The organism is Streptomyces sp. NPDC016562 (assembly GCF_043076955.1).
GTDB lineage: Bacteria > Actinomycetota > Actinomycetes > Streptomycetales > Streptomycetaceae > Streptomyces.
The window spans coordinates 619,655-635,891 of the sequence record NZ_JBIBRZ010000004.1 but is presented as its reverse complement, the minus strand read 5'-3'; the positions used below and the strand labels follow the sequence as shown (position 1 = coordinate 635,891).

The 16,237-nt window shown below is 73.1% G+C and carries 14 protein-coding genes and 3 tRNA genes; 8 read left to right on the top strand and 9 right to left on the bottom strand.

The window, feature by feature from the left end:
- Positions 1-54: 54 nt before the first annotated feature.
- The 5 genes from ACF059_RS21490 to purS all read right to left on the bottom strand — a co-directional run bounded on the left by ACF059_RS21490 (position 55) and on the right by purS (position 5,382).
- On the bottom strand, positions 55-837 hold the full coding sequence (locus ACF059_RS21490) for a sterol carrier family protein (RefSeq protein WP_392059452.1): 783 nt from the start codon (positions 835-837) through the stop codon (positions 55-57).
- A 17-nt stretch (positions 838-854) separates the two neighbouring features.
- Positions 855-2,099, bottom strand: coding sequence for a hypothetical protein (locus ACF059_RS21485; RefSeq protein ID WP_392059450.1), 1,245 nt, complete (start codon positions 2,097-2,099; stop codon positions 855-857).
- A 108-nt stretch (positions 2,100-2,207) separates the two neighbouring features.
- Positions 2,208-4,457, bottom strand: a complete 2,250-nt coding sequence (purL, locus tag ACF059_RS21480; RefSeq protein ID WP_392059447.1) for a phosphoribosylformylglycinamidine synthase subunit PurL — start codon at positions 4,455-4,457, stop codon at positions 2,208-2,210.
- Positions 4,454-5,134 (bottom strand): phosphoribosylformylglycinamidine synthase subunit PurQ, encoded by a 681-nt coding sequence (gene purQ, locus ACF059_RS21475; protein ID WP_392059444.1) that lies wholly within the window; start codon positions 5,132-5,134, stop codon positions 4,454-4,456. Before purQ ends, purL begins: the two co-directional genes overlap by 4 nt.
- Positions 5,135-5,136: 2 nt before the next feature.
- Positions 5,137-5,382, bottom strand: coding sequence for a phosphoribosylformylglycinamidine synthase subunit PurS (gene purS, locus ACF059_RS21470; protein ID WP_030009438.1), 246 nt, complete (start codon positions 5,380-5,382; stop codon positions 5,137-5,139).
- A gap of 326 nt (positions 5,383-5,708) precedes the next feature.
- Here purS and ACF059_RS21465 point away from each other — a divergent pair, with 326 nt between their 5' ends.
- From ACF059_RS21465 to ACF059_RS21430, 8 genes are all read left to right on the top strand, one after another.
- Complete coding sequence (locus tag ACF059_RS21465; RefSeq protein ID WP_360898972.1) at positions 5,709-6,026, top strand: Lsr2 family protein; 318 nt, start codon at positions 5,709-5,711, stop codon at positions 6,024-6,026.
- 88 nt (positions 6,027-6,114) lie between these two features.
- Positions 6,115-6,186, top strand: a tRNA-Gly gene (locus ACF059_RS21460).
- Positions 6,187-6,258: 72 nt separating this feature from the next.
- Positions 6,259-6,331 (top strand) — tRNA-Gly (locus ACF059_RS21455).
- 154 nt (positions 6,332-6,485) lie between these two features.
- Positions 6,486-7,430, top strand: coding sequence for an ABC transporter ATP-binding protein (locus ACF059_RS21450; RefSeq protein ID WP_392059441.1), 945 nt, complete (start codon positions 6,486-6,488; stop codon positions 7,428-7,430).
- Entirely contained in the window at positions 7,427-8,191 is a 765-nt protein-coding gene (locus ACF059_RS21445) for an ABC transporter permease (protein WP_392059438.1), read from the top strand. The genes ACF059_RS21450 and ACF059_RS21445 overlap by 4 nt, the downstream gene beginning before the upstream one ends.
- Positions 8,192-8,250: 59 nt before the next feature.
- Positions 8,251-9,489 carry a sensor histidine kinase gene (locus tag ACF059_RS21440; RefSeq protein ID WP_392059435.1) on the top strand — a complete coding sequence of 413 codons (1,239 nt, stop codon included), beginning with the start codon at positions 8,251-8,253 and terminating at the stop codon, positions 9,487-9,489.
- Entirely contained in the window at positions 9,486-10,097 is a 612-nt protein-coding gene (locus ACF059_RS21435; RefSeq protein WP_392059432.1) for a response regulator, read from the top strand. The genes ACF059_RS21440 and ACF059_RS21435 overlap by 4 nt, the downstream gene beginning before the upstream one ends.
- Before the next feature lie 23 nt (positions 10,098-10,120).
- Positions 10,121-10,193: transfer RNA gene (locus tag ACF059_RS21430), tRNA-Gly, on the top strand.
- 45 nt (positions 10,194-10,238) lie between these two features.
- On the opposite strand, the gene ACF059_RS21425 is transcribed toward ACF059_RS21430, so the two are convergent.
- The 4 genes from ACF059_RS21425 to purD all read right to left on the bottom strand — a co-directional run bounded on the left by ACF059_RS21425 (position 10,239) and on the right by purD (position 16,225).
- On the bottom strand, positions 10,239-11,144 hold the full coding sequence (locus ACF059_RS21425; protein ID WP_366868894.1) for a phosphoribosylaminoimidazolesuccinocarboxamide synthase: 906 nt from the start codon (positions 11,142-11,144) through the stop codon (positions 10,239-10,241).
- Positions 11,145-11,240: 96 nt separating this feature from the next.
- Entirely contained in the window at positions 11,241-12,728 is a 1,488-nt protein-coding gene (locus ACF059_RS21420; protein WP_392059429.1) for a N,N-dimethylformamidase beta subunit family domain-containing protein, read from the bottom strand.
- A gap of 188 nt (positions 12,729-12,916) precedes the next feature.
- Positions 12,917-14,683 carry a hypothetical protein gene (locus ACF059_RS21415; protein WP_392059426.1) on the bottom strand — a complete coding sequence of 589 codons (1,767 nt, stop codon included), beginning with the start codon at positions 14,681-14,683 and terminating at the stop codon, positions 12,917-12,919.
- A 288-nt stretch (positions 14,684-14,971) separates the two neighbouring features.
- A complete protein-coding gene (gene purD / locus ACF059_RS21410) occupies positions 14,972-16,225 on the bottom strand; it encodes a phosphoribosylamine--glycine ligase (RefSeq protein WP_392059423.1) in 1,254 nt (417 codons plus the stop codon).
- Between the last annotated feature and the right edge of the window lie 12 nt (positions 16,226-16,237).

Below are 16,237 nucleotides of genomic sequence, written 5' to 3'. Positions count from 1 at the left end.
GGGACGGGCCGGGCCTGCGGGCGGTTCCCCCCTCGGCGCGTCAGCGGGGCCACCTCAGCGCATCAGCGGCAGCAGCCCCGACAGGTCGGCCCGCTCGCCACTGGCCCTGACCTGCGCCTCGTCGAGCGCCTCGGCCCATTCCGTACGGCCCGTCGCGAGCCGGATCCAGGTCAGCGGGTCGGTCTCCACGACGTTCGGCGGGGTGCCGCGGGTGTGCCGCGGGCCCTCGACGCACTGGACCACCGCGAACGGGGGCACCCGTACCTCGACGGCGCCGCCCGGAGCCTTGACCGCGAGGGCGTCGGCGAGGAGCCGGGTGGCGGCGGCCAGCGCGTGGCGCTCGATCGGGACGTCCAGTCCGGCGGCCCGGTTCAGGTCGTCGGTGTGGACCACCAGTTCGACGGTCCGGGTGACGAGGAAGTCGGCCAGGGTCATGTCCCCGATCCACAGGTTCAGCACGCGGTCGCCGGGATTCTCCGCGAGCGCCTCGGACATCCGGGTGGCCGCCTGCTCGAACAGCTCGGGCAACGGGGCCCCGGTCAGGGTCTCCCGGGCCGCCTCGGAGATCTTCCCGGCGAGGGAGGCGGTCGCGAAGGGCCATTCGACGGCCGGCAGCTCGGCGACGACGCCGGGCGGCCGCGCGAGGGAGCCGGCCAGCGAGTCCGCGATCCAGGCGATGTGGCCGGCCAGGTCGGCGACGGTCCAGTGCCCCAGCCCGCTGGGGCGCGCCAGCTCCTCGGGCCCCAACCCGCGCACGGCTTCGGCGACATGCCCGAACTGCGCGGTCACGGCGGCGCGGATCCTGGCGGCGTCGTAGGTACGGCTCTTGGGTGGCATGGGGCGAGTCTGCCTCATCAGTCGCCGCCGCCTCCACACCCGCCGCAGCCGCCCCCGTCGGACGCACCGCAGGCGGAGGAGCCCCCGTCGGAGCGCCTCGATCGGCGGGCGGCCCGGCGTGCCCGCTCGCGCTCCTCGGCCGCCCGGCGCAGGGGCGCGTACGAGGTGCCGGCCGGGGTCCACGGCCTGAAGGAATGGCGGCGGTGGGGCAGCAGCGGGGCGGCCGTGACGTGGGAGACGATCGTGCGCTCGTCCTCGTAGAGCGCGAACTCAAGGAGGACCTCCGCCCCTTCGCACGGCGCCCCGTACATGACGGCCTCGAAGGGCTCGCTCCGCTCGTCGATGTCGTGGTGCTCGCGGCGCAGCCGTCGCGGCGAGCCGCCGACCAGGATCCGTCCGGGGCGCGGGTGGTTGTCCGTGAACCGGTCGCGGAACGCGACCAGCGGCCGGGCGCTGACGGTCCGGGCGTCCGCGAACAGCCAGTGCCGGCCCGAGGGGTGGTGGCGGACCCCGACGCGCAGCACGGGCTGCGGCCCGTCGTGCAGCCGCAGGGCGGCGCGCCGGGCGTTGAGGCCGCGGCCGAGCAGCGGGGTCCCGGTCACGAGCAGCAGCAGGGCGGTCAGCTGCTGGCCGGCGGCGTCGTACGGGGCTTCGCGTGCGGCCCCCAGGTCCTGGACGAGGCCCCACACCAGTAGGCCGCCGGCGGCGAGACAGAGCGCGCCCCCGGCGAGGACCAGCCGCAGCCCGCGCCGGCGGTGCCCGTCGGGGAGGTGCTCGGGGACGGGGCTGCGGGCTCCCGCGGCCGCGGCGAGAACGAGGGCGCGCTGGCGGCGGCGGGCGCGCAGGCGCAGCAGCGCCCCGCACAGGGCCAGGGCGGACAGGGCCACCAGCACCAGGCCCGCTGCCGGACCCGGGCCGTCCGGTGCCGGCACGCGGCGGACCGCGTCGAGGGCGACCAGGGGCGCGGCGGCCACCACGGCGGCGGCGGGCAGGAAGCGGTACCAGGCGGGCAGGGCGAAGAGGAGGACGGCGCCGGGATAGCCGGTCCAGGAGGTCCCGGCCGACCCGTTCGCGTGCTCGCCCCGGGCCTGTACGACGACCGCGAGGAGGACCAGCGCCGCGAGGATCCAGCCGCCGGCGGCGGGCCCGAACACCGCCGGAACCCGTGCGGCGCGCCAGCGTTCGGCGTCCGCGACCTCCCACTGCGGCGCTCCGCCCCCGGGTATCGCGGCCTCGGGCAGGTACTTGACGATGTCGCTCACGCCGTCAGTATGTCCGCGCCCGGCCCGGGCCCCGCCGGGAAGGGCGGGCCGAACGCCGAACCCCCGGCCGGAAGATCCGGCCGGGGGCTCGTACAGCGGTGAGACGGGTCAGGCCAGCAGGGCCGGGATCGTCGCCTCGTGGGCCTCGCGGAGCTCGGCCAGCGGGAGGGTGAACTCGCCCTGGATCTCGATCTCCTCGCCGTCCACCACGCCGATGCGGGCGACCGGCAGACCCCGCGCACCGCACATGTCGGTGAAGCGGAGCTCCTCGCTGCGCGGGACGGCCACGATGGCCCGGCCCGCGGACTCGGAGAACAGGAAGGTGAACGCGTCCAGGCCCTCGGGCACGACGATCCGCGCACCGTTGCCGCCCTTGAGGCAGGACTCGGTGAGCGCCTGGATCACGCCGCCGTCGGACAGGTCGTGCGCGGCGTCGATCATGCCGTCGCGCGAGGCGGAGATGAGGATCTCGGCCAGCAGCTTCTCGCGGCCCAGGTCCACCTTCGGCGGCATGCCGCCGAGGTGGTCGTGGACGACCTGGGACCAGGCCGAGCCGCCGAACTCCTCGGCCGTGTCACCGAGCAGGTACAGCAGCTGGCCGGCCTCCGCGAACGCCATCGGCGTACGGCGGTTGACGTCGTCGATGACACCGAGGACCGCCACGACCGGGGTCGGGTGGATCGCGACGTCGCCCGTCTGGTTGTAGAGGGAGACGTTGCCGCCGGTGACCGGGGTGCCCAGCTCCAGGCAGCCGTCGGCGAGACCGCGGCAGGCCTCGGCGAACTGCCACATGACGTCCGGGTCCTCGGGGGAACCGAAGTTCAGGCAGTCGGAGATCGCGAGCGGCTTGGCGCCGGTCGCCGCCACGTTGCGGTACGACTCGGCCAGCGCCAGCTGCGCGCCCGTGTAGGGGTCGAGCTTGGCGTAGCGGCCGTTGCCGTCGGTGGACATGGCCACGCCGAGGTTGGACTCCTCGTCGATGCGGACCATGCCCGCGTCCTCGGGCTGCGCCAGGACGGTGTTGCCCTGCACGAAGCGGTCGTACTGGTCGGTGACCCAGGACTTGGAGGCCTGGTTCGGGGAGGAGACCAGGGCCAGGACCTGCGCGCGCAGTTCCTCGGAGGTCTGCGGCCGCGGCAGCTTGCCCGCGTCGTCCGCCTGCAGCGCGTCCTGCCAGGAGGGGCGCGCGTAGGGGCGGTTGTAGACGGGGCCCTCGTGGGCGACGGTGCCCGGGGGCACGTCCACGATCTGCTCGCCGTGCCAGAAGATCTCCAGGCGCTCGCCTTCGGTCACCTCACCGATGACGGTGGCGATGACGTCCCACTTCTCGCAGATCTCCATGAAGCGGTCGACGTGCTGCGGCTCGACGATCGCGCACATGCGCTCCTGCGACTCGCTCATGAGGATTTCCTCGGGCGAGAGCGTCGCGTCGCGCAGCGGGACGGTGTCCAGCTCGACGCGCATGCCGCCGGAACCGGCGGAGGCCAGCTCGGACGTGGCGCAGGAGAGCCCGGCGCCGCCGAGGTCCTGGATGCCCGCGACCAGCTTCTCCTTGAAGATTTCCAGGGTGCACTCGATGAGGAGCTTCTCCTGGAAGGGGTCGCCGACCTGGACGGCGGGGCGCTTGGTGGGCTTGGTGTCGTCGAAGGTCTCCGAGGCCAGCACGGACACGCCGCCGATGCCGTCGCCGCCGGTGCGGGCGCCGTAGAGGATGACCTTGTTGCCGGGGCCGGAGGCCTGGGCGAGGTGGATGTCCTCGTGCTTCATCACGCCGATACAGCCGGCGTTGACCAGGGGGTTGCCCTGGTAGCAGGCGTCGAAGACGACCTCGCCGCCGATGTTGGGCAGGCCCAGGCAGTTGCCGTAGCCGCCGATGCCCGCGACGACGCCCGGCAGGACGCGCTTGGTGTCGGGGTGGTCGGCCGCGCCGAAGCGCAGCGGGTCGACGACCGCGACGGGGCGGGCGCCCATGGCGAGGATGTCGCGGACGATGCCGCCGATGCCGGTGGCCGCGCCCTGGTAGGGCTCGATGTACGACGGGTGGTTGTGCGACTCCACCTTGAAGGTGACCGCGTAACCCTGGCCGACGTCGACCACGCCCGCGTTCTCGCCGATCCCGACGAGCATCGCGTCGTTCTCGGGGGCCTTCTCGCCGAACTGCTTCAGGTGGACCTTGCTGCTCTTGTACGAGCAGTGCTCGGACCACATGACCGAGTACATGGCCAGCTCGGCGCCCGTGGGCCGGCGGCCGAGGATCTCGCGGATCCGGGCGTACTCGTCCTCCTTGAGGCCGAGCTCCTTCCACGGCTGGGAGGCGTCCGGGGTCTCGGTGGCGTTCTTGACGGTGTCGAGGCTCATGCGCTGACCAGCTTCTTCAGGACCGACGTGAAGAACGGGAGGCCGTCGGTGCGGCCCGTCCCGACCAGCGGCTCGACCGCGTGCTCGGGGTGGGGCATGAGGCCGACGACGTTGCCCGCGGCGTTGGTGATGCCGGCGATGTCGCGCAGCGAACCGTTCGGGTTGACGTCCACGTAGCGGAAGGCCACGCGGCCCTCGGCTTCCAGTTCGTCGAGCACGCGCTCGTCGGCGACGTAGCGGCCGTCCATGTTCTTGAGCGGCACGGAGATCTCCTGGCCGGCGGCGTAGTCGCCGGTCCACGCGGTCTCCGCGTTCTCCACCTTCAGCTTCTGGTCGCGGCAGATGAAGTGCAGGTGGTTGTTGCGCAGCATCGCGCCCGGCAGCAGGTGGGCCTCGGTGAGGACCTGGAAGCCGTTGCAGATGCCGAGCACGGGCATGCCGCCCTTGGCCTGCTCGATGATGGTCTCCATCACCGGCGAGAAGCGGGAGATGGCCCCGGCGCGCAGGTAGTCCCCGTAGGAGAAGCCGCCCGCGAGGACGACCGCGTCGACCTGGTGCAGGTCCTTGTCGCGGTGCCACAGCGAGACGGGCTCCGCGCCTGCGAGGCGTACGGCGCGCAGTGAGTCGCGGTCGTCGAGCGTTCCGGGGAACGTGACGACTCCGATGCGAGTGGTCACCGTCAGGCCTCGACCTTCACGGTGAAGTCTTCGATGACGGTGTTGGCGAGGAACGTTTCGGCCATCTTGTGGATGCGGTCGAGGGCGGCCTGATCGACCGGTCCCTCCACCTCCAGTTCGAAGCGCTTCCCCTGACGGACGTCGGCGATCCCCTCGAAGCCCAGGCGCGGCAGTGCACGCTGCACCGCCTGGCCCTGGGGGTCGAGGATCTCCGGCTTGAGCATGACGTCGACTACGACGCGTGCCATCGGGCACTCCCGTGTGTGGTTGGTGCGAAGGCGGTTCCCTCAGCGTACCCGGCCAAAATTTCTACGCGGGTAGATATGCGGATGGCATGATCACCGGGCCGTTTCGGCTTCACCAACGCTTCGCAAAATCCCCCGGAAAACCACGCGCCCGGCATTGCGGCGGGACACGCGGAGAGAATTAACTGGGCTTCGCAATGCAATGGGAATCGGGGTACAAAGGAATCACTCGGGATTCCCGATGAAAGATGCATTGCCCCGAAACATCCACACAGGCGGCATCACCCCACGTCAGCAGGTGGTGGCGTCGCACGAAGGGACCGATATCCGTGGCGCAGCGCGTAGTAGTCACGCTCTCCGATGACATCGACGGCGGGGAAGCGGCGGAAACGGTCGTGTTCGCTCTGGACGGAAAGTCGTACGAGATCGACCTCAATGCGGCGAACGCAAAGAAACTGCGGAAGGGCCTGGCCCCCTTCGTCGCCGCCGGCCGCCGCCAGTCGCGTTCCGGGAAGGCGTTCAAGCACACCTCCGTCGCCCCCGACCCGGCGGTCGTCCGGGCGTGGGCCCGGTCCAACCAGTACGAGGTGCCGCCGCGCGGCCGCATCCCCAAGAAGATCTACGAGGCCTACAACGCGGCCCACTGAGAGCCGATTTGCCATCCACCCCCATGCATCCGGTACTGTGTGGATCACGCCAAGGGGCCAGGCCGCAGGTCAGAGCCACCGAGGTCGTGCGGGTGTAGTTCAGTAGCAGAACATCCCTCTTCCAGAGGGAAGGCGCAGTGTGCGATTCCTGTCACCCGCTCTGCATCGCTTTCCGATCACCTCGGTCGATCGGGTAGAGTGATGCACGTACTGCCCCGGCAGTGCACTGCATGCGGACGTAGCTCAGTTGGTAGAGCACCACCTTGCCAAGGTGGATGTCGCGCGTTCGAGTCGCGTCGTCCGCTCTGTATGCAGAAGGCCCCGATCCTTGCGATCGGGGCCTTCTTCGTGTTTCCCCGCACCGCTGATACGCGCATCGCGGGAGGCCCTGACAAATGTCATCGCGGGTCATGACAGCGCGCACTGCCCGCCCGGCCACGGCGCCGCGAGGCTCGGAGCATGACTGACACCGTGATCGACGCCCAAGGCCTGCGCCGCGGTTACGCCGGAGGCTTCGAGGCCGTACGAGGCGTCTCCTTCTCCGTGGAGCGCGGCGAGGTGTTCGCCCTGCTCGGCACCAACGGAGCGGGCAAGACCTCCACCGTCGAGCTGCTGGAGGGGCTGGCCGCCCCGAGCGAGGGCCAGGTCCGCGTCTTCGGGCTCGACCCCTACACGCGGCGGGCCGAGGTCCGCCCGCGCACCGGCGTGATGCTCCAGGAGGGCGGCTTCCCCTCCGACCTGACCGTCACCGAGACCGTCCGCATGTGGGGCGGGGTCACCACGGGCGCCCGCCCCGTCGCCGAGGCCCTGGAACTAGTCGGCCTGGGTGCGCGGTCCTCCGTACGCGTCAAGCAGCTGTCCGGCGGGGAGCGGCGCCGCCTGGACCTGGCCCTGGCCCTGCTCGGCCGGCCCGAGGTGCTCTTCCTCGACGAACCGACCACCGGCATGGACCCCGAGGGGCGCCGGGACACCTGGGCGCTGGTGCGGCGCGTGCGGGCGCAGGGCACCACGGTGCTGCTGACCACCCACTACCTGGAGGAGGCCGAGGTGCTCGCCGACCGCCTCGCGATCCTCCACGAGGGGGAGCTCGTCCTGTCCGGCACCCCGGCCGAGGTGACCGCCACCCGTCCGGCCCGCATCCGCTTCACCCTGCCGCCCGGGGTGCCCGCCGCCCGGCTCCCGCTGGCGCTGCACGCGGCCGCCGACGGGCGGCGCGTGGAGATCCGTACCGAACGGCTCCAGGACGACCTGGCCGTGCTGCTCGCCTGGGCCGGGGAGCACGGCGTGGAACTGGACGGGCTCGACGCCCGGTCCGCCTCCCTGGAGGAGGCCTTCCTGGAGATCGCGCAGAACCGCCGCAGCGCCGGCGGCCGTACCGACACCCCGCACGCGGAGACCCGATGAACACGCTGACCCCGAACCCCGGCCGGCTCGTCGCGCTCGGCCGCTGCGAGCTCACCCTGCTGGTGCGCAACCGGGCCGCGCTCAGCCTGGCCCTGCTGATGCCCCTGCTGATGGTGGGCGTCCTGCGCTCCAGCCTGAGCGGCATCGACGGCGCCCAGGCCCTCGGCGAGGCCACCTTGACCGGCGGCGTCGGCATGGTGCTGATCCTCGTCGTCTACATGAACCTGGTCTCCGCCTACGTGGCCCGGCGCGAGGAGCTCGTCCTCAAGCGGCTGCGCACCGGCGAGGCCAACGACCTGGAGATCCTGACCGGTTCGGCCCTGCCGTCCGCCGTCCTGGCGCTCGGCCAGATCGCCGTCCTCGCGGTGGCCGGGGCGGCCGCCCTGGACGTGCGCATGCCGCGCAGCCCGCTGCTGCTGGTGGCGGGCGTCCTCGCGGGCGTCGGGCTGCTCGCCGCGATGGCCGCGGTGACCAGCTCCTTCACCCGCACCGTGGAGAGCGCGGGCATCACCACGCTGCCGCTGTTCCTGCTGACCGCCTTCGGCTCGGGGCTGTTCATGCCGGCGGACTCGCTGCCGGACCCGGTGGCCGAGGTGGCCGAACTGCTGCCGCTGAGCGGGGTGATGACCCTCGTACGGGCCGGCTGGAGCGGGGGCGCGCAGAGCGGGGAACTGCTGGCGGCAGCCGCCGCCACGCTGGCCTGGATCATGATCAGCGTGTTTGCTGTCCAGCGGTGGTTCCGCTGGGAACCGCGCCGCTAGACGCGGTACGGGCGCCACGGGCGCCGGGGCGTGGGAACGGATGGGGGGACGGGGGAAGCGTGTCGAAGCTGACCGGGTGGTGGAGGAACCGCAGCAGTGCGGGGAAGGTCGAGCTGTACACACGGTGGTCGTTCCACCTGTTCGTGCTCCTGGAGATCACGTCGTTCGGGCTGGCTCCGGTGGCCTCCGCCGCCGGGAAGTCCTCCCACGTGGTGCCCCTCTCGCTCTTCCTGATGCTGTGCGCGCACGCGGTGCTGTGCGGGACGCTCTCCTCCAAGGCGCTGGACTGGGTGGTCGGGCGGGGCGAACGCCCGACCCGGCTGGCGGTGACCACGGCCTCCGTGACGGCCGCCGCCTGCCTGGCCGTCCTCACGCTGAAGACGACCGGCAGGATCGACGAGCCGGCGCTGGCGCCGACGCTGGTGGCGGGACTGACCTGGTTCACCGCCGGGTCGCTGGTGTTGTGCATGCGGTCGGTGCGGACCATGCGCTACGTCCCGCCGGTCGCGGCGGCCGGGGTGAGCCTGGCCGTGATCGCCGTACGCCTCCCGGCCGTGCAGGCGCTCGGCTACGGCGTCGGCGTGCTGCTGGGCAGCCTGTTCTTCGGCGCCACCTGCGGCTTCTCGGCGTGGCTGCTCAACACGGTCTACGAGCTGGACCGCTCGCGGGAGGTCCAGGCGCGCTTGGCGGTGGCCGAGGAGCGGCTGCGCTTCGGCCGCGACCTGCACGACGTCATGGGCCGCAACCTGGCGGTGATCGCCCTGAAGAGCGAGCTGGCGGTGCAGCTGGCGCGGCGCGAACGGCCGGAGGCGGTGGACCAGATGATCGAGGTGCAGCGGATCGCCCAGGAGTCCCAGCGGGAGGTACGGGACGTCGTGCGCGGCTACCGCGAGGCCGACCTCGCCGTGGAGCTGGAGGGCGCGCGCGGAGTGCTCAGCGCGGCCGGGATGGACTGCCGGGTCGACTTCCGGGCCGGACGCCAACTGTCCGCCGAGGTCCAGTCGGCGCTCGGCTGGGTGGTGCGCGAGGCGACGACGAACGTCCTGCGGCACGGGGACGCGCACCGGTGCCTGATCCGCCTGACCGCGCCGCAGACCGGCTCCGTGACGCTGCTCGTGGAGAACGACGGCGCCCCCGGGACCCCCGCCGGACCGCCGGGCTCGGGGCTGGCCGGGCTGCGGGAGCGGCTCGCGGCCCTGGACGGCACCTTGCAGGCGGGGCTGGTGGGCGACGGGCGGTTCCGGCTGCGGGTGGAGATACCGGACCGTGAACTGCACGAAGTGGAGGTGCGGGTGTGAGCCCCGTACGCGTACTGCTCGCCGACGACGAACACCTGATCCGCGGGGCGCTGGCGGCGCTGCTCGCGCTGGAGGACGACCTGCTCGTCGTCGCGCAGGCGGCTTCGGGTCCCGAGGCCCTCGCGATGGCCCGCGCGCACCGGCCGGACGTGGCCGTGCTGGACCTGCAGATGCCGGGCGCGGACGGTGTGAGTGTCGCCACATCGCTGCGGGCCGAACTGCCCGGCTGCAAGACCATGATCGTGACCAGTCACGGCCGCCCCGGGCACCTGAAGCGTGCGCTGGCGGCGGGCGTACGGGCCTTCGCTCCGAAGACCGTCTCGGCGCAGCGGCTCGCGGAGCTGATCCGCACCGTGCACGCCGGAGGCCGTTACGTGGACCCGGAGTTGGCCGCGGACGCGATCAGTGCGGGGGACTCGCCGCTGACCGCGCGGGAGGCGGAGGTGCTGGAACTCGCCGCGGACGGGGCGCCGATCGCGGAGATCGCGGAGCGAGCCTCGCTGTCCCAGGGGACCGTGCGCAACTACCTGTCCTCGGCCGCGACGAAACTGGGCGCCGAGAACCGTCACACGGCAGTGCGTCTCGCACGCCGACGAGGTTGGGTATAGTTGTCCTCGCGCTACGGCGCAGTGCGGACATAGCTCAGTTGGTAGAGCACCACCTTGCCAAGGTGGATGTCGCGCGTTCGAGTCGCGTTGTCCGCTCAGAACGAAGAAGGCCCCAATCACCGATCGGGGCCTTCTTCGTGTTCAGGACCAGCTCAGGCCGGTGAGGCGCTCGTACGCCTCGATGTACTTGGCGCTGGTCTGGGCGACGACCTGGCTCGGGAGGGCCGGCGGCGGGAGCTCGCCGTGGCGGTCCCAGCCGGAGGCGGGGGAGGTCAGCCAGTCGCGGACGTACTGCTTGTCGAAGGAGGGCTGCGGGCGGCCCGGCTCCCACTGGTCGGCCGGCCAGAAGCGGGAGGAGTCCGGGGTCAGCACCTCGTCGGCGGCGACCAGGGTGCCGTCCTCGGGGTCGAAGCCGAACTCGAACTTGGTGTCGGCCAGGATGATCCCGCGCTCGCGGGCGATGTCCCGGGCGCGGCCGTAGACGGCCAGGGTGGCCTGGCGCAGGAGCGCCGCCGTCTCGGCGCCGGCGGAGCGCGCGACCTCCTCGTAGGAGACGTTCTCGTCGTGCTCGCCGACCTCGGCCTTGGCCGCCGGGGTGAAGATCGGGGCGGGCAGCTCGGAGCCGTCCACGAGGCCCTCGGGCAGGGCCAGTCCGCAGACCGTACGGGTCTTCTCGTACTCGGCGAGGCCTGAGCCGGTGAGGTAGCCGCGGGCCACGCACTCGACCGGGACCATCTTCAGGTTGCGGCAGATCAGGGTGCGGCCGGCCCAGTCGGCGGGGGCGCCGGCGGGCAGGTCGGTGGAGATGACGTGGTTCGGGACGAGGTCCGCGAGCTGGTCGAACCACCACAGGGAGAGCTGCGTCAGGACGCGGCCCTTGTCCGGGATCTCGGTGGGCAGGACCCAGTCGAAGGCGGAGATGCGGTCGCTGGCGACCATGACGAGGTGGCCGTCCTCGTCCCGGTAGAGGTCGCGCACCTTGCCGGTGTGGAGGTGGACGAGGCCCGGAACCTGAACCGGCTCGGGCTTTTCGACGAATCCGGACACGGGGTCTCCCTGTGGTTCTGTATGAGCGCACCCCGATTCTCGCGCACCTTCGTCCCCACCTGTGGACAGGGGTGGGCCAGACGCGTGCCGGTCGTGTCAGTCGCGCTTGCAGATCCGGTCGAGGAGGTTGGCGGTGGCCCGCTGCACCCGCTCGTCGACGTGGCCGGGGCGGTCCAGGGCCGGTGACCAGGCGAACGTGCCCGAGGCGAAGACCAGCGCGCCGCTGGGCGCCCGGTAGAGGGAGGTCTCCTGGTGGCGGCGGTGGCCCTCGCTGTCGAGGTACGGGGAGTGGGCCAGCAGGATCCGGTCCTGGTGCTCGGGGAGCTGGGTGCGCGGGAAGTACCGGTCGGCCTCGCCGGCGACCAGGCCGGGCAGCTCGTCGTTCTCGGCGGCGCCGGTGGCGTCCCAGAGCCAGTGCGTGGCGTTGCGCACGATCATGGGGGCGGGCTCGGGGACCCGGCCGGCGTACTGGATGCCGAGCAGCTGCTGCTCCGGGCGGTCGACCTCGCGCCACAGGCTGGGGCGGCCGGGGCCGCGGCGTTTTCGGCAGGTGAGGAGCCGGTCGGGAACGCCGGAGGCGGAGGGGCCGAGCTCGACCTGCCAGTACATGGTGTTGGCGGACAGGAAGACGAGCGAGGTGCCGTGCTCGCGGGCGCGCTCGACGGTGCGGCGCATGGGGGCCGACCAGTACTCGTCGTGGCCGGGGAAGACCAGGCCGCGGTAGCGGGTGGGGTCGATGCGGCCGGCGTGCAGGTCGCGGGTGTCGGCGTAGGCGAGGTCGTAGCCGTAGCGCTCGGCCCAGCGGATGAAGTCGTAGGCGTGGCCGACGTGCAGGGGCAGGCCCGCGCCCGCGTAGGGGCGGTCGAAGGAGACGGTGACGGCCGCGTCCTGCTCGCCGAGGAGGCGGCCCGAGTCGTCCCAGGCGTGGTAGAGGCTGGCGCCGGTGCGGCCGTCCTCCGGGTAGAGGTTGTAGGCCTGCCAGGTGATGTCGGGGAGCAGGAGGAGCAGGTCGGCCGGGTGGTCGTCGCGCACGGTGAAGGGGATGTGGGAGCGGTAGCCGTCGGCGGTGGTGAGCACGGCGACGTACGCGCCGACGGTCCAGTACGAGGGCACCTGCAGGCGCCAGGACAGCCACCAGTGGTGGCAGGAGACGGTGCGGTCCGCGGCGAGCGGGGCCGGCTGGACGATGCCGGAGAGCCGGGGGCTGGTGGTGATCTTGAAGGCGCCGTCGCCGCCGTAGTGGCCGATCCGGTAGACGTCGACGGAGAACTGCTGGGGCGGGTCGACGGTGATGTGGAAGTCGATGGCCTCGCCGGGGGTGACGGCTCCCGTGGAGGCGAAGCCCTTGATCTGGCGGTGGACGTCGTCGGCGGTGCGGGGGCCGCCGTTGCCACGGGCGCGGGGGACGCGGCCGGTGCCGGCGACCGCGGCGGCCGGGTCCACGTACCAGGGGACGACGTGCCCGGTGTCGTCGAAGTAGAGCTCGCTGCCGCGGAACCAGGGCAGGGGGCCCTGCCCGAAGGGGTCGGTCACCGCGTGCGCGAGCGCACCTGACTCCCAACGCCGGATCTGGTCCGTTCCCATTGACCGCTCCCCTCCCTCGCTCCCCCCGAACGGGCGTGCTTCGAGCCCAGCACATCACATAACGCACGCAGTCCGTCACCGTTCGTCGCGAATTGACGGGAACGGAACATTCGGATCCGCCTAGCTGTACGAGACGTCGCCCTTGCGGTGGGGCGAGCCCCTGGGCGGTCGTGGACGCGCGGGAGGGCTCAGACGAGGCGGACGGGCTTCTCCGGGCGGACGCCCAGATCCGCGAGCCAGTCCCGCAGGGGCTCCGGGTTCCCGTCCTCGACCAGGCACAGCACGCGCGCCGCGAGGTCCGGGCGGCGGTCGCCGCCGACCAGCAGGACCGGCCCGTCGAGCCAGTCCAGCCCCGGTGCGGCGCCCGCCGAGTCCACGGCCGCGCAGCACACCATCGCGGTCACGTGGTCGGCCAGCAGGTCCCGGCCGCTGCGCGGCGGCTGGAGCGGGAACAGCGGTACGGCGTCGGCCGCGCGGGCCTTCCCCGCCCCGGCGGCCGTGCCCGCGGCCCGCTCCTCGCGGGCCAGCTCGGCGCTGAGCCGTCCGGCCAGCGCCTCCCCCGCCGCGCCCTGGCCGGCGGGGTCCGTGAGGTAGCCCAGCACCCGCTCCAGGGTGGGACCGGTGAAACCGTCCACGGTGGGCGGCGCCGGGGATCCGGTGGCCGCGACGGTGGTGGAGCCCGCGGCGGTGGCGCCTGCGACGGGGGTGGAGGCTCGGGCCGGGGCCGCGGCGGTGGAGCCTGCGGCTCCGGGGGATCCGGGAGATCCGGGGGACGGGCCCGCCGGGACGGCCAGGGGGTCCAGGGCGTCCAGCGCCGCGTGGAGCCGGGCCGCCTCCGTACGCCACTTGCGGTCCACGACCTCCTCCGGATACGCCGCCCAGTCCACCGGGGACCAGGCCGGTCCGGTCTCGGCCGGACCACCGTGGAAGAGGCGGGCGGCCAGCAGCGAGGTGGCCTCGTCCACCGCGCCGGGCTGCTCCAGCAGGTCACAGGCGGGCCGCTCGCCGAGCCGCGAGGTGAACCCCTCGGCCAGCCGGTCCCGCCGGGACAGCTCGGTCAGCGCGGAAACCACCCCGGCGTCCAGTCGCGCCGGCCAGCGGCCCATCCGCCAGGCGGGCAGGGCGACCCGCGTCAGCAGCCGGTCCCAGCCCGCGTAGGCGAGGCCGACCTGCTCCTGGGCGACCATGCGCAGCCCGTAGTCCACGTCCTGGGCGCGCTCCGAGGCGGCTCTGGCCACCCCGCGCTCCATCTCGGCCGCGTCGGTCCGGCACAGCCGCAGCAGCAGCCGGGCCGGCGGGGCGATCCAGCCGAGGCCGCGGCGGCTGCCCACGTCCACGGCCGCGTCCAGGCCCCGCACGAAACCGCGGGCGTCGGCTATGTCGGGGTGCGCCGAAGGGCCCGTACCGGCCACGACCGGCGCGAGGACCGCCCGTAGCTCCGCGACCCGCATCCACCACAGGAACGGCGAGCCGATCACCAGCACGGGGGCCGCGCCCGGCTCGGACTCCGGACCGGCGGCTATGCCGCTCCGGCGGTGCGCCCCGTGGGTGCGGTCCTCCAGCCAGCTGTCGCAGTCCGGGGTCAGGGCTATCGCGGAGGGCGCCGGCACGTCCATCCGGTCGGCCAGGTCCCGCACCAGCCGGTACAGATCGGGGGCCGCGGCCTCCGACAGCGGCACCGTCGGCGTCACGGCCGGGCTCGCCCGCAGCACCACCGCGGCGAACGTCCCGCCGACGAGCAGGACCAGCGCGGCGACCGCGCACACCACCAGGGTCACCGCCGGCCAGGGCTCACCGGCCAGCCGGCCCGTCGCCCGGGCGGCCACCAGCACCACCGCGACGGCGGCGGGCAGCAGCCCGAAGGCCAAGGCCCTGCTGCGCACGCGCAGCACGGCCAGAGCGCGGGAACGCGCGGACGGCACGCCTGCTTCGATGATCGAACCGGTTCCGGACACGGCCGGACCTCACCCCCTCTGCCCTGCGGCGGCTTTGCTCACTCCCCCACTGTGACACCCGCCACTGACATCGCAATGCCGGTGGGCCAAGTGCCGGAATGCTTGGCATCGCACCCTAGTTGGGGCGCGCCCGGCCGTCAGGCAGACCGGGTGACGATCACCCGATGGAATGGCTTTGGGTAAAGCTGGGTGCGTTCGAACGCGGCCGGATGCACTCGCACGCGAACGCGCCCGCGGGCCCGGGCGCAGGATCTGCGCACCGGGCCCGCGGGTCTGCGGAGCCGCTGGTCAGCGGTGCTCGGCCGCCTTGGCGGCGATGTCCGTACGGTGCTGCGCGCCGTCCAGCCGGATGCGCGAGACGGCCTTATACGCCTTCGCGCGGGCCTGCGCCAGATCGGATCCGGTCGCCGTCACCGACAGCACGCGGCCGCCCGCGCTGACCACCGCGTCGCCCTCGCGCCGGGTCCCGGCGTGCAGCACGTACGCGTCGGGCGCGTCCTCGGCGGCCACCTCGGCCAGGCCCTCGATCGGGTCCCCGGTGCGGGGGGTGCCGGGGTAGTTGTGCGAGGCGATGACCACCGTGACGGCCGCGTCCTCGCTCCAGCGCAGCGGCGGCTCGACGTCCAGGGTGCCCCGGGCGGCGTTCAGCAGGACGCTCGCGAGCGGGGTGCGCAGCCGGGCCAGGACCACCTGGGTCTCGGGGTCGCCGAAGCGGGCGTTGAACTCGATGACCCGGGTGCCGCGGCTGGTGATCGCGAGGCCGGCGTAGAGCAGGCCGAAGAAGGGGGTGCCACGGCGGCGCAGCTCGTCGACGGTCGGCTGGAGGACCAGCTCCATGACCTCGTCGACCAGCTTCGGGTCGGCCCACGGCAGCGGCGAGTACGCGCCCATGCCGCCCGTGTTGGGGCCCTCGTCGCCGTCCAGGGCGCGCTTGAAGTCCTGCGCGGGCTGGAGCGGGAGCACGGTGACGCCGTCGGTGATGGCGAAGAGGGAGACCTCGGGACCGTCCAGGTACTCCTCGATGACCACGCGGTCACAGGCGAGCGCGTGGTCGCGGGCGGCGGCCCGGTCCTCGGTGACCACGACGCCCTTGCCGGCCGCCAGACCGTCGTCCTTGACGACGTACGGGGCGCCGAAGGCGTCGAGGGCCGCGTCCACCTCTTCCGGGGTGGTGCAGACGTAGCTGCGCGCGGTCGGGACCCCGGCGGCGGCCATCACGTCCTTGGCGAAGGCCTTGGATCCTTCCAGCTGCGCCGCCTCGGCGGACGGCCCGAAGACGGGGATGCCGACGGCGCGCACGGCGTCGCCGACCCCGGCGACCAGCGGGGCCTCCGGGCCGACGACGACCAGGTCGGCGCCGAGTTCGGTGGCGAGGCGGGCGACGGCGTCGCCGTCGAGGGGGTCGACGTCCCGGAGCTCGGCCACATCCGCGATCCCCGCGTTACCGGGGGCGCAGTACAGCGCGGAGACGTCGGGGTCGAGGGACAGAGAGCGGCACAGGGCGTGTTCGCGGGCGCCGCCGCCGATGACGAGGACCTTCACGCCATGAAGCGT

Bases quoted from the DNA above. Each gene is read 5' to 3' on its own strand.
- purS (WP_030009438.1), bottom strand. From the start codon at position 5,382: ATGGCACGCGTCGTAGTCGACGTCATGCTCAAGCCGGAGATCCTCGAC.
- purL (WP_392059447.1), bottom strand. From the start codon at position 4,457: ATGAGCCTCGACACCGTCAAGAACGCCACCGAGACCCCGGACGCCTCC.
- ACF059_RS21490 (WP_392059452.1), bottom strand. From the start codon at position 837: ATGCCACCCAAGAGCCGTACCTACGACGCCGCCAGGATCCGCGCCGCC.
- ACF059_RS21420 (WP_392059429.1), bottom strand. From the start codon at position 12,728: ATGGGAACGGACCAGATCCGGCGTTGGGAGTCAGGTGCGCTCGCGCAC.
- ACF059_RS21450 (WP_392059441.1), top strand. From the start codon at position 6,486: ATGACTGACACCGTGATCGACGCCCAAGGCCTGCGCCGCGGTTACGCC.
- ACF059_RS21445 (WP_392059438.1), top strand. From the start codon at position 7,427: ATGAACACGCTGACCCCGAACCCCGGCCGGCTCGTCGCGCTCGGCCGC.